At 63.9% G+C, this 12,737-nt stretch carries 14 protein-coding genes and 1 tRNA gene; 6 read left to right on the forward strand and 9 right to left on the reverse strand.

Going from position 1 to position 12,737, the window contains the following annotated elements:
- Positions 1-329: 329 nt before the first annotated feature.
- Positions 330-983 (reverse strand): winged helix-turn-helix transcriptional regulator, encoded by a 654-nt coding sequence (locus tag LJ362_RS14380; RefSeq protein WP_264799713.1) that lies wholly within the window; start codon positions 981-983, stop codon positions 330-332.
- A gap of 165 nt (positions 984-1,148) precedes the next feature.
- Between LJ362_RS14380 and LJ362_RS14385 the strand changes: the two genes are divergently transcribed.
- Complete coding sequence (locus tag LJ362_RS14385; RefSeq protein ID WP_264799714.1) at positions 1,149-1,709, forward strand: dihydrofolate reductase family protein; 561 nt, start codon at positions 1,149-1,151, stop codon at positions 1,707-1,709.
- Between the two features lie 182 nt (positions 1,710-1,891).
- Positions 1,892-2,350 (forward strand): DUF4383 domain-containing protein, encoded by a 459-nt coding sequence (locus LJ362_RS14390; RefSeq protein WP_264799715.1) that lies wholly within the window; start codon positions 1,892-1,894, stop codon positions 2,348-2,350.
- Positions 2,351-2,354: 4 nt separating this feature from the next.
- Here LJ362_RS14390 and LJ362_RS14395 read toward each other — a convergent pair whose 3' ends face one another.
- From LJ362_RS14395 to LJ362_RS14405, 3 genes are all read right to left on the reverse strand, one after another.
- The gene (locus LJ362_RS14395; RefSeq protein ID WP_264799716.1) at positions 2,355-3,368 is read right to left on the reverse strand and encodes an inorganic phosphate transporter; all 1,014 of its coding nucleotides are present in this window, start codon (positions 3,366-3,368) and stop codon (positions 2,355-2,357) included.
- Positions 3,369-3,371: 3 nt separating this feature from the next.
- A complete protein-coding gene (locus tag LJ362_RS14400; protein ID WP_101543807.1) occupies positions 3,372-3,992 on the reverse strand; it encodes a DUF47 domain-containing protein in 621 nt (206 codons plus the stop codon).
- A 340-nt stretch (positions 3,993-4,332) separates the two neighbouring features.
- The gene (locus tag LJ362_RS14405; RefSeq protein WP_264799717.1) at positions 4,333-4,920 is read right to left on the reverse strand and encodes a hypothetical protein; all 588 of its coding nucleotides are present in this window, start codon (positions 4,918-4,920) and stop codon (positions 4,333-4,335) included.
- Between the two features lie 175 nt (positions 4,921-5,095).
- Between LJ362_RS14405 and LJ362_RS14410 the strand changes: the two genes are divergently transcribed.
- Complete coding sequence (locus LJ362_RS14410; protein WP_264799718.1) at positions 5,096-6,034, forward strand: hypothetical protein; 939 nt, start codon at positions 5,096-5,098, stop codon at positions 6,032-6,034.
- A gap of 142 nt (positions 6,035-6,176) precedes the next feature.
- A tRNA-Lys gene (locus LJ362_RS14415) sits at positions 6,177-6,249 on the forward strand.
- A 410-nt stretch (positions 6,250-6,659) separates the two neighbouring features.
- Here LJ362_RS14415 and LJ362_RS16985 read toward each other — a convergent pair.
- Positions 6,660-6,896: an LOG family protein gene (locus LJ362_RS16985; protein ID WP_320109177.1), complete on the reverse strand. Its 237-nt coding sequence runs from the start codon at positions 6,894-6,896 to the stop codon at positions 6,660-6,662.
- A 583-nt stretch (positions 6,897-7,479) separates the two neighbouring features.
- Here LJ362_RS16985 and LJ362_RS14420 point away from each other — a divergent pair.
- Together LJ362_RS14420 and LJ362_RS14425 are read left to right on the forward strand one after the other, a co-directional pair.
- Positions 7,480-7,749: a hypothetical protein gene (locus LJ362_RS14420; RefSeq protein ID WP_264799719.1), complete on the forward strand. Its 270-nt coding sequence runs from the start codon at positions 7,480-7,482 to the stop codon at positions 7,747-7,749.
- Between the two features lie 209 nt (positions 7,750-7,958).
- Positions 7,959-8,438 (forward strand): RDD family protein, encoded by a 480-nt coding sequence (locus tag LJ362_RS14425; RefSeq protein WP_264799720.1) that lies wholly within the window; start codon positions 7,959-7,961, stop codon positions 8,436-8,438.
- A gap of 198 nt (positions 8,439-8,636) precedes the next feature.
- Here the strand turns inward: LJ362_RS14425 and LJ362_RS14430 are convergent, their stop codons facing one another.
- From LJ362_RS14430 to LJ362_RS14445, 4 genes are all read right to left on the reverse strand, one after another.
- Entirely contained in the window at positions 8,637-8,888 is a 252-nt protein-coding gene (locus LJ362_RS14430) for a PspC domain-containing protein (protein ID WP_264799721.1), read from the reverse strand.
- A gap of 10 nt (positions 8,889-8,898) precedes the next feature.
- Positions 8,899-9,405, reverse strand: a complete 507-nt coding sequence (locus LJ362_RS16990; RefSeq protein WP_320109130.1) for a GNAT family N-acetyltransferase — start codon at positions 9,403-9,405, stop codon at positions 8,899-8,901.
- A gap of 60 nt (positions 9,406-9,465) precedes the next feature.
- Positions 9,466-10,743, reverse strand: coding sequence for an FAD-dependent oxidoreductase (locus LJ362_RS14440; protein WP_264799723.1), 1,278 nt, complete (start codon positions 10,741-10,743; stop codon positions 9,466-9,468).
- 156 nt (positions 10,744-10,899) lie between these two features.
- Positions 10,900-12,543 carry a hypothetical protein gene (locus LJ362_RS14445; protein WP_264799724.1) on the reverse strand — a complete coding sequence of 548 codons (1,644 nt, stop codon included), beginning with the start codon at positions 12,541-12,543 and terminating at the stop codon, positions 10,900-10,902.
- Positions 12,544-12,737 lie beyond the last annotated feature (194 nt).

The raw sequence follows: 12,737 nt of genomic DNA on the forward strand, positions 1-12,737 counted from the left end.
CGGCGGGTTCTGTCTCCGCCTTGACGTGAAGGTGCGGGTTGCCGCCGCCTCGGCGCAAGGAGAGCCGAAGCGCCTCGCCGAAATAATGCGCGTCACTCGGTGGTCGTTTTGGTCACGCTCTGCTCAGCGGAACGTGACCAAAACGACCACTTTGCGTTGGGGCGATCCGGTGCGCGATCCGGCAGGCGCCGGCGGGATTCGTCCGTGACATGTCATTGTTTGGTCGATCCGCGGCGTTCTGAGCTCCACAATCACCGCGGATCGACCAGAGAATGCACCCTCCCGGACGATCCGCCCCGCGGTTCTCTCACCGCAGGAGCCATCGGTGCCTATTTCTCTCGCGCCGCGTTGCCGTTATCGTCATCGAGAGGTGCGCGGAAGGCGCGAACGAACTCAGTCAGCAGCGACTCGTCCCCGTCGACGGATACCGTCCCGGCAGCCACGGCCGTCTCCGCATCACCATCAGCAAGGAGGCCCCGCAGACCCTGGCCGCTGATGAACAGCTGCGCGGTCGGATCGGCGCCTTCGGCCACGTTCACGCCCGACTCATCCACTTCAGCATGAGCGACCGCTGGGCAGGCCGTCACTTCCACCTTGAAAGCCCGCACCTTCGCCTCGGTGCGAGAGGTGAGCAACGCGGCGGCCAAGGAACTGTCGGTCGGAATCTCACCCTCACGTGCCTCAAGCATGCGCCGTGATCCCCAGCGACCGAGTTCGATGAGCACCGGACCGAGTTCCGAACCGTAGTCGCTGAGGCAGTAGACCACACTGCGCCCGTCGATGCTGCGCTCGAGAATTCCTGCTGCTTCGAGTTCGCGCAATCGCGTGGTCAGGAGGTTCGAGGGAATTCCGGGGTTTCCCTGCCGAAGCTCGTTGAAGCGCTTGGAACCGACGAGGAGATCGCGGAGGATGATGAGCGACCATCGCTCCCCCAGCACCTCGGCTGCCCGAGCAAGACCGCAGAACTGTCCGTACGATTTCATGCTTGACAGCATAGCAATGTGAGTTCACTATTGAAACCACAGTTCACTTTCTGAACTTAAACGGATATCGGGATTCACGGCCCGCACGAAACACATGAGCCCACATAGAGCGCAATGGTCCGCATGAAGCTCAAACCCCGCCCGACACTCAATGAGGAGATCGCCATGCCACGCACAGTCATCGCCGCACTGTTCCAGTCACTCGACGGGATCGCATCCGATCCGTTCAACTTCCAATTCGACTCCTTCGACCAGGAGATGGGCGAATGGATGACCACGGCCATCGGAGGAGTCGACGACTGCATCCTCGGCCGGGTCACCTACCAGGAGTGGGAGAACCACTGGCCGAACCACACGGAAGGCGAGGACGCACCGTTCGCGAACTTCATCAACTCGACTCCCAAGCACATCGCCTCGACGACGCTGTCGCAGCCTGACCTCAAGTGGGAGAACTCGACACTCATCCGGTGCGACCTCGTTGACTTCGTCCGCGATCTCAAAGCCGGCGAAGGCGGCAAGATCGCCATCGAGGGTTCGATGTCGATCGTCCGTCAGATCGTCGAAGCGAACCTCGTCGACGAACTGACGGTGGCCATCCACCCGGTCGTCGCCGGCAGCGGTCGGTCCCTCTTCGAGGGCGGAACGACGACGAGGCTGGCGCTCAAAGACGTGCAGCGCACCAGCAAGGGCAACCTGTTGGCTACGTACGGTCCGTTCGCCGGCTGATCCTGTGGGTGGATCCTCCTCGACATCGATGCCGTTGTCCAGGTGGATCCACCCACAGGAGACATCACGGATACCGAAGGGACCGTTCAGGAAGGCGCTGCCGAAATACTTCGCCCGTCGGCCATCCGAATCGGCATCTGCTCCGAATCACCGATACCAGCCACCTTTGGGAAAGGAACGTCATGAATATCTCGATGTCGTCACAGTCGCCCGCCGCTGCACGCGGTGCGCGTTCGCAGGTGCAGATGGTCTCCGGGCTCTTCGGTGCAGTGTTCCTGCTCGTGGGCATACTCGGATTCGTCCCGGGCATCACCGCGAATCTCAGCTCGATCAGCTTCGCCGGACACCACACCGACGCGGCGCTGCTCGGCCTCTTCCAGGTCACAGTGCTCCACAACATCGTCCACCTGCTCTTCGGAGTCGTCGGGATGCTCGGACTGCGGTCGCGTGCACTGGCGAAGAACTACCTCGTCGTCGGCGGAATCATCTATGCGGTGCTGTGGATCTACGGAATGGTGATTCCGATGGAGTCGATGGGCAACTTCGTCGGGCTCAACACCGCCGACAACTGGCTGCACTTCGTCCTCGCCGCGGCCATGATCACCACCGGCATCGTCTTCGGGCGGAAGCCTCGGGGCTGAATCGTCAGAGTCCGACGGAGGCCTTGACGATCCACCCGAGCACCACGGCCAACAGCGCGGCGGCCGGGATCGTCAGGAGCCAGACGGCGAACATCGGCACGAAGTACCGGGCCCTGGCGTGGCCCTTGCGCCCGGCGTATTGGGTGCCGAGGATCGATGATCCGAGGACGAAGGTCAGCGACACCGGGACCCTCATGATCAGGGCCGCGGTGTACATGAGGATTGTGGCCGCGCCGTCGGCGATGGAGGATTTGAGCGGGTCGAGGCGGACCATGCGCACGGACAGCGTCTGGACCACTCGCCACCCGCTCAGTCCCGTGCCCAGAGCCAGTGCCGCGGCGATGAGGAGGCGCACCGGCCAGGAGATCTCGACTATGGACAGCCCATCGTGCGGAGTCGCCTCGACGGCGAGGATCCCGACCATGACCAAGGCCGCCACCTTCTGCGCGTCCTGGACTCCGTGGACGAGCGACAGGGCCGCCGTGAGCACCGAATCGACCATCCGCGCACCGCGGAACAGCGGTTTCGGCGGGGTGGACGCGAGAGTCTTCGACAGGATGAGCGTGAGCACCCACGCCAGGATGAACCCCAGGATGGGTGAGAGAACCAGCGGCCACACCACGGAGTCCATCGCCTCACCGGTGTTGACCGAGAAGCCGAATACGATTCCCGCGCCGAGCAGCCCGCCGATGAGACAGTGGGTCGACGACACCGGCAGGGCCAGATAGTAGGTGAACAGGCTCCACGCCGTCGCCGCCACGAAAGCGATGATGAGGCTGGTGAGGATGAGATCGGCAGACCCGGAGAAGAGCACGATCTGGTTGGCCACGACGATGGCGATGCCCTCACCGAGGAGCGCGCCGATGAAGTTGAAGATGACGGCCAGGCTGAGCGCCCAGCCCGGACGCATCGCTCGTCCGACGACCGCGTTGCCGACGGTCAGGGCGGCGTCGTGGAATCCGTTCGAGCCGGCGAAGATCACCGCGGCGATGACGACTGCCGCCAGGAGCAGCTCCACGGACTACGACTCCTTGATTGCGATGGCTGCGACGACCTTGCCGAGTTCGGTGAACCCGTGGGCGGCCCGGACGAAAGCCTGCCCGAGTTGGGACACGGCCGCCATATAGGTCAGTCCCCGTTTGGAGTTCGGCACCGCGTCCGACATCCGCCACTGCAGGCTCTCGACCTGGTAAGTCAGCCGGTTGATCGCGTCGACGTAGTCCCACTGGTCGAGCTTGCCCGGCAGCCGGGTGATCATCCGCGAGGTGTGATCAGTCTGATTCGACAGTACGGCCAGGGTCTCGGGAACGCCGGAGGGCAGCGGGTCGAAGGCTCCGGAGGCGAGAACGTAACCGACTCCGTGCAGCCGGTGGCAGATATCGCGCATATGGTGGCTGAGCAGGTACAGGTCGTTGCGGTCGAACGGGGTGATGTAGTTCTCGCGCAGTGCGCGGAGCATCGCGCCCATGTCCTCATCGGCTCTGTCCCCGATTTCGCGGAGGCGGTCGGCGACGTCGCGTCGTTCGCTGATTTCGATTCCGGAGAGTTCAGCGAGCACCAGGTTGCACTGGCGCATCTGAGAGACGAGATCGGACAACCGCTCATAGAACACCTTGTCCTGCGGTACCCGCTTGAGCCGCATGCTCTCCTCCTGCCCGGGGCCCGGACAAGCCGGACGAATATGCATGATGCCTCAATGATATGTGCCGGACGCTGAACCGAGAGCGCCTCTCGGCGGAAGGCCGCTCGAAGCGGCTGAATTTGGAGCCCGGGGCTTCAGCGATCCAGCGTCCGGTGGCCCGAAGGCCACCCCCTACGATACTCGGTCATGTTCATGAATCCACCGCCGAGGCGGCTCTTCGTCCGTTGAGAATCTCACAGTCGATCACGTGGTCGGGTGGGAATAACCGGTCCCGACGGGGACCGCGCTCATTCGATCGGGTGGGGCCGCCTCGGCGAATGAATTGCCTGTGGACCGAAGATCAGTCGAGGCTGCCTCGGCGATGGGCGACCGCGGCGTCGGAGAGGTCTTGGGAGAGCTGCCGCAGGCGGGCGGCGGTGTCGCGGTCGTCGGTGCCGGATGCGCAGATGCCGACGAAGGCGGCGGCCCGCAGCAAGGCGATGACGACGTCGCCGCGGAAGGCCCCGACGAGGATCTCATCGATCGCGTGGGCCACCTCGTCGGGCCCGGCGGGCAGTTCGACTCCGGCGAGGATCTCGTCGTAGCCGATGCCTTCGGTGATGCGGCGTTGTCCGTCGGCGAACATTTCGGAGAGTTCGCGGGGTGCGGTTCTGATCCACTGGCGCAGGGCGTAGAGGCGCCACAGTGCGCCGGGCGCGGAGACGGCGGGAGCGGCGGACCACATTTCGGCGATGATCTCGAAGCCGATGTCATCGGCGAGTTCGACGAATCGCCTGGTGGCCGCCTCGTCGCGGTTGCCGTCTGCATCACCGAGGAGCAGTGCCGCGGTGGCGTGCGAGGTCTCCGAGCGGGCGACGGGGTCGTCGGCGGCACCGACGGCATCGAGGTCGGCCAGGGGAACGGGACGATGGAATGCGCGCTGTGACATGGTCTGGGCAGTCTAGTCCCCCGGGGCATGCGGGGACTAGGACGTGGAGCACATTCGGGCTTTCGCCGCACGGTCAGCTTCTGCTCCCCGGACTCACAACGGGGGCTATTAAACTGGCCGAAGATTCGTGTCTGCGACCCGCAGTCGCGAGTGACCGAAACGAGGAGGAACTCTCGTGGCAAAATCATCAGTGGCGAAGAAGGGCCTCGACAAGGCTGCGAAGCTGGCAGTCAATGACGATGGCACCCTCAATCCCCGCGCCCAGTCGATGTTGTCGCGTCTGCTGTCCGTGCAGCGGCCCGTCGCGCTGGCATATGTGCGCAGTCTGCGCCGCCGGCATCCGGATGCGACCCCCGAAGAGCTCATCAAGATCATTCGTCGGCACTATCTGACCCTGACGACCTCGGGCGGTGCCGCAGTCGGTGCGACCGCTGCCGTCCCTGGCCTGGGCACGACCGCGGCACTGGGTGTCGCCGGTGTTGAGACCGCTGGATTCCTGGAGGGAACCGCGCTGTTCGCGCAGGCGATCTCGGAGATCCACGGACTGCCGGTCGCCGATGCCAAACGGGCGAATGCCCTGGTGCTCGGCCTGATGCTGGGCAAGGACGGGAAGAACCTCGTCCAGAAGTTCAGCAAGCAGAACGGCGGAGTGGAGTCGATGTTCGGCAGCTGGGGTGCCACCGTGACCAAGCAGCTGCCCGCTCCCCTGGTCGATCTGCTGGTGCGCAAGCTGCGCAAGACCTTCATCCGCAAGTTCGCCACCCGTGTCGGCGGTTCGCTGGTCGGACGTCTGCTGCCCTTCGGCGTCGGTGCCGTCATCGGTGCCATCGTCAACGGGCAGATGGCCCGCAAGGTCGCAGCGGAGTCGACAGAGGCCTTCGGTGCCGCGCCGACGATCTTCCCGATCGAGACCGACCCCGAATACGTTGCCCCGAAGAAGGACCACAAGCTGCTGTCGAACCTGAAATACGTTTCGGCGCTGCTCGGTAAGCTGAAGAAGAACAAGGCGATCGAGTCCTCTGTCATCGAACCCACGGATCCCGAGGAGCTTGAGGCCCCGGACGGTCTGCCTCGTACGTACACCGCTGAGGATCGGCGCGGACTGGAGAAGTGAGCCGCGGGGCTTCGCCGGGACGGAGTCGACGGGCTCCTCTCGACGGCAGGCCCTGGTTTGAGTAATTCGGCCGCGAAGCTCTACTATTGGTTCGTCTCCATCATGCGTCAGCAGGCCTGTGTCCTGCGCTTGTGATGGGGCGGGGCCTCTAGCTCAGTTGGTAGAGCAGCGGACTTTTAATCCGCGGGTCGTGGGTTCGATCCCCACGGGGCCCACCCAGCCTGAACAGGAATGATGCACCCCCGAAGCTCACCGCTTCGGGGGTGTGTCATTTCTGACAGGCAATCAGCTGCAGCCGTGCACCGAGAGTGGAGCGGTTATCGCTATAACCCTGGCCGACCAGAGACCACCGCCTCAGTGACAACTACCTCACGGCCAACAACAGCTGAGTGGCAACGTCAGGCAACCGTCGACACGTCGGCGAACTGGTCTATTCCTCGCCGACTGAGCCAACCACTTCGGAGTTTGCGGTCGCCAATGTGCCATCTCCTTGAGGAGGAAACCGGGTTCTTCGCTGACGATGAGTGATTCGTGAAACCGCAATGAGATGAAGCCGCTCGCTACCATCTGATCGACCATCGCCAACGGCCGCCAGAAACCGCCTACGTCATATAAGGCGATGGGCTTAGCATGCAGGCCCAGTTGCTACCTCGAAAAGTTCTTCAAACGTCCCCGCACCACCGGGCAGGGCAACGAAACCATCGGCCAGTTCCGCCATCCGGCTCTTGCGAGCGTGCATGTCGGCAACGACGTCGAGCCGCGTGAGTCCCGAATGTTCGATCTCGCCGTCGACAAGGCTTTGGGGAATCACTCCGTGGACAGAGCCTCCAGCAGCCAGCGCAGAGTCAGCCACGCCTCCCATCAATCGGTGCCCCGCTTCCGGACGGTGAGAATACGGCCGGATTCGTCACGGAAGACGACCGCACTGACGAGGACCGGATCGGACACGAGTCTCCTTACCTAAGTAGACGCCTGTGCATGTGAAATCGAGATTCGAGACTACGATTGCCGACTAGGTCGAACCGACTGGGGCCTTGATTCTTCGCTGCCGCTGATTCGGCCTCAATGCCCGTCCCTCGCCCCTGGAGACTCAGACGAGTGTCAAGGCTGTCGTCGGTCACGCTTCAGTCGGCAATGTCTTTCGCATTTCGTCATCAGCATCACCTGTAGGTCTCCAGGTGATGCCAAAAGAGTTCTTATCTAAGGAGTCGTCCAATCCTGAACAGCCGCTCAGACAGGGATTGAGTCGCATAATAGGTGCCACTACCACCTACTGCTAGAGACTGACGGGCGAAACATTGAGTGTCGAGGATGTGCAGGTGTTTATCTGAATCCTCAACGCGATTGCCGATCCGACCCGACCGCGGCTGAGGGTCCCGCAGCAGTGTTTCCGAACGACCGCCAGTCGGATCAACACCCAGACAAAGACAAGTCCAGCAATACCTGTGATCGACTACTTAGACACCATCGAGCCCGACACTGACCACTCAGAAACAGAAGTTCACATCGTCCCCGAACTTGGCGATCTCACCCAGAAGATCAAAGAATCAAAAGAGGCGACCGCACGAGCGATAGAGCTCCAGGCTGAGGCCGGTTTGAAGAATCGGGAAATTGTGCGGGAACTTCGCGCTCAACACCTAAACGTCTCTGACGTTGCGGCAGTGCTCGAAATTTCGCGGGGCAGAGTGGCCCAACTCGAACACGCCCAGGGATAAGAAGAAGCCCCTCGCCCACAGTCAATGCGGTGAGGGGGTTCTTCCACATTCGTCGAACGCGTCCACGATCCTTCTCTGTCCGTTGAGGGAAGTTGAGGGCGGCTGTACCGGGACTGACACAGGATGTTTCCTGACGAGCACCCCCTGCAGACGGGCGACCGCATAGAGTCGGAGTCGTCGACCGGACAGCAGCGAGAAGGATATACACAATGAGTTCGAACTACCGCGCCCAGGCTGGGCCCGCCATCCACGGCCCAGGGCCCTGGCGCAACCGCGGTCAGCTGACTCCAGCGCCGTCGGGCAGGCGCTGGTGGGCGAGGATCCTCGACGCGATCTTCGTCCTCTACTGCACCGGCACGGTCGTCGGTGTCGCCATTGCCCTCGCCGGGATCAACATCATCTCGCTCGATGCTGCTACCGGAGCTGCTCTCGCCAGCTATCCGCTGATGGCGCTGGTGTTCGGAGCCCTCTACGGCTGCACGGTCTCCCCCGGCCAGGCGCTGTGCGGAGTCGTCTCGCTCAAGCACAGCGGCAGACGCGTCGGATTCTGGAGGGGCATGTGGAGCTACCTCGGCGTCGCTTTCTTCCCCATCACGATCGTCCTCCTCATCTGGACGTTTTTCGACGCTCCGACGTTCGACCTGGATCCGGTCGACGTCTACTACCGCAGATCGCCGCAGGTCTGGTAGTTCCGGCTCCAGGGTGCGGAATTCGAGGACGCGTTTCGCACCGGCGATCTTCACCAGGAGCCCGAGGAACTCTCCGTGGTTGGCTGCGACCTCGGCACGGGCATAGACGTCGAAGCACCTGACCGGCGCGCTGCGATGAGTACGTCGTCTACACCGACGAGAGTGTCAGTGAAGTATCTGCCGACCGCCGACCCGCTGTCACTGAATCGAGCGACCGCCGAAGACCTGCTGCAGCGGGATCGAATTGTCCTGCCACGGGGTGAGGATCCACGCGACGAGGTAAGCGCCGATTCCGAGTACGGGGAGGAGGAACGAGGCGAAGACGATGAGCCGCATGATCCAGACGTTGATGCCGGTCACCTCGGCGAGGCCCCCGGCGATACCACCGAGGATGCGGTCGGGACCGCGACGGAAACCGATTCTGCGGATGGAGTCGAATAGTGAATTCATGTCTTCGACTCTACGGATCCGCCGTCGCAGAGGCACTAGTGCTGACCGTCGAGGCCGATTGAGGAAAACCGGAATCCGCGCCGATCCAGTAACGCCGCTTCGGCGGTCCGTCACTGCTTCCGCGCACGTCCTCGAGGATTCCCCCGCACCGTTCGATCACACTTGCCGAGGCGATGTTCGTAACATCGCACGTGACGAGCACGCTCTCGACCCCGGCCGAGCGAAGACGTTCGACCGAACGTGACAGGATCTGCTGGGCGTATCCTCGGCGACGGAACTCCCGGGGCGACCGCATAGCCGACGTGCCCGCCGAGATCGAACAGGAAGTCGTTGAGTTCGTAACGAATGGAGGTGCGGCCGACGGGGCGACCGTCCGCCTCGGCGACGAGGAATTCCGCGCGCACTCGTCCCGGTGGGAGATCGATTCCGCGGGCCTCGCGCTCGTGGGTGGCGATGATGTCGTCCCACGTGCCCTCGGCTTGGAGGAATGCGAAGTCGTCGGCCCGCAGCTGCTCATGGAAGTCCCGCATCACCGCTTCATCGGCGGGAGCCAAGGGGCGCAGTCGGAGGATCTGGCTCATCCTGCTCCTTCGAATGCCGGTTCCTCGCGTCGCGCAAAATCCGGGGCGCGTTCTGCGGTGATTCCCATGCCGAGGATACGCGCCGGCACCACGGTGAGCGCGGGGAAGGTCCTCAGCAGCCATTCCAACGGCGCCGGCGGGCGAACGTCGCCACCGTGGTGGACGACGGGTTCGATCATCCGGTGGATGCCGCCCTGCAGCAGTTCGACGGCCTTCGTCGTCAACAGGCGTCTGCGTTGGACCCGTCGCAGCTGCCGAATCGGCACTTCGCCGGCGCGGAGCGAATCGGCAAGCAGCTGAGCCGTGGCCAGGCCGTCCTGGACGGCGAGGTTGACGCCGACTCCGCCGAGTGGACTCATCGCGTGCACCGCGTCTCCGATGCACAGCAGACCGTCGACGAACCACCTCGGTGCCTCATTTCGACGCACGTCGAGCAGCTTCACCTCGTCCATCTCGATTCCTTCGACATCCGCGGCGAGGGCTGGGAAGGTTCCGGCTACCGCGTTGCGCAGCGCTTCGACACCCTCCGCCCTGAATCGTGCGTCCTCACCCTTCGGAATGAGCCGGGCGATCTGCACGTGCCCGTCCCGCGGAATCGCAACGAAGACGCTGCCGTCGTGTGAGCGGGGTGCCACGGAGTCGGGAAGCTCCGCCTCGGTGTCGATCCGGAACCACCACACGTCGATCCCGGAATGCAGTTCGCGGACCGGAAGTCGTGCCTCCTCCCGCGCCTTCGACCAGCGGCCGTCGGCGGCCACGACGAGTGGGGCCCGGAATTCGGTCTCGCCGTCGGCCCCGACCGCGCGGACGCCGATGACACGGTCGCCGTCCCAGATCAGGGACGACATCTCTGTGCCCATCCGCAGGTCGAATCCCGGTTCGTCCTCGCCCGCCTCGGCGAGCAGGTTGAGGAAGTCCCACTGCGGGGCGATGGTCATATAAGGGTGCGCGGTGTTCAGTCGCGACAGGTCGCCGAGGACGAAATCCTCGCCGTTCCGATCCTGGAGGCTGATATGGCTCACTCGACGGTGGGTGATTCGGGCGAACCGATGGTAGAGGCCCAGCTCGTCGAGGAGGCGCAGAGTGGACGGATGGATGGTGTCGCCGCGGAAGTCGCGGAAGAAGTCCTCGTGCTTCTCGAGAATGACGACTCTCACCCCGCCACGGGCCAGCAGCAGGCCGGCCACGATTCCGGCGGGGCCGCCTCCGCTGATGATGCAGTCGAAATGCTCAGTTTCGTGTCGGGCGGCTCGCGTGCTGTCGGTGTCGGCCATGACACTCTCCTCGGCTGGACGGCACTGCGGCTCCGGGAACCGGCAGCACCGTTGACTCTGTGAACGCTGGGGCTCAGTTCCCAGCGTAGACCTCGAACCGGGCGACGGAAATGGGGTACGTGCTCCGGTCAGTCAACTGACTGCCTCGGCGACGCGTCAGTTGGAGCGTCCGCCGGTCATCTTCTCGGTGACGTCGAAGCGTTCGCGGTAGCGGCCGGTGAGCAGGCACCACTGCGAGTACAGCGCGGTCGAGGAATTGAACAGCAGCAGCGTGAGCGGATAGAGCAGCCACTGTAGCCACATCGTCACGCGGCGTTCGCGCGGGACGTGGATCGGGCGAGGCGGCAGCAGCGCATTGAACACGGCGATCGAGACGATGAGGCCGACCATGCCGACCTGCTGAATGATGCCCACAGTCATCGGCATGCGCTCGACCAACGAGGTGGCCTGCCCCGTCTGTGTGGCCACGACGAAGGGGATCCAGCCACCGATGGCGATGATGATCGAGATCGAGGCGAGACTGACGTGTCCCTCGAGCAGGGAGAGGAAGCGGATGACTCCGGCCCAGAACGGTGCGCGGGCTCCGGGAGCGAACACTCGGACCCCGACATAGGGAACGTCAGAGGCGCCGTACGACCAGCGGCTGAGCTGTTTGAACTGAGCGACCATGGTCGTCCTGAACGTCTCCGCCTGCACCGCGTCCTGGAAGATCGGGACGTGGATGGGTACGACCCGGTAGTCCCCCTCGAAGTGGAACCAGCTGCGCCAGTACTGATGACCGTCTTCGACGATGGTCCGCTTCGACCAGAAGTCCATTTCGACCAGAGCGGTCAGCGGCTGCGCGTGGGAGGCGAAGTTGTGCAGTGCGAGCCTGCGGACAGTGGTCGTGAGATTCCAGAAGCAGTTGGCGCTGGCGACCACTCGCGATGGTGCGGGCACGTCCCAGATGTTCGTGATGTAAAGGCTGATCGGCTGGAACGACAGCCGTTCCCGGTCGGGCGCGACCGCATATTCGTAGGCGACACAGTCGAAGTAGGACTCGTGCGGAATGTTGTCGCAGTCGAGGCTCGTGACGATGACCCGGCGTGGGTCGATGGCCTGCTCACGGACCCATTCGGCCAGGCGGTGACCGGCGTACGTGATGTTCGCGCCCTTGCCGGCGATCTCGTCGGGCAGTCCGACCGGATGCTCGACGAGGACGAAGGCCCCGAACCGGTGGCCGTACTCGGCTTCGAGCCGCCGAGCGGTCTCAGCCATCGCCGGTCCTCCCCGTTCCTCATGGGCGAAGAAGACGAGGAGCTGTTCGGGTCTCGTCGAGGTGTGCAACAGGGTGCGGATGGTGTCGGCGATGACCGGATAGGGCTCGTTGTACGCAGCCACGACGACCGCGTGGAGCAGGGTCGATGGCCGCATGACCGAGGTCGGATCGGCACTGACTTGAGCGACGAGGGCGGCGTGGTCAGCGGCCCGGAACCCGCCGCGCGGGTGCGCCAGTGAGGGACGTCCGTCCAGGGCTCGCTCCAGGTCCGTCAGGCGTGCCGCCCAGTCGACGCGAGCGCTGCGTCGGTAGCGGAGGAACCCGCGGGCGACGTCGATCGCGCCGAGCATGGCGCGGACGAACATCAGCCCGACGATCGAGAGCACATAGACCGCTCCGAGCATTGCGTCGACGAACGGCAGAATGAATACGAGCCCGACCGCAGTGAAGCTGATCGCCGCCGGCAGGGCTTCGAAGAAGCGGTACAGCCGAGTACGCGGGCCCATCGGCAGCTCGAGGTCGGTGGGCGATGGTGCTGCCACCGGCTCGAATGCGACGGCTCCCCCACCGGTGTTCCGAGGACCGGGTGGTGACGGCCGGAGCGGTTGAGGAAGTGGGTGGCCCGAGGTTGGTGATTCGACGGCGGTGACTGGTTCGCGGTTCGCTCTCACTCTCTCGATCCTGGGTGCCCCGGCTGGACAGCTGTTTGTCGGCAGGTGCAGGTCAGGTGAATATT

The organism is Brevibacterium sp. JSBI002 (assembly GCF_026013965.1).
In the GTDB taxonomy this organism is placed as follows: Bacteria; Actinomycetota; Actinomycetes; order Actinomycetales; family Brevibacteriaceae; genus Brevibacterium.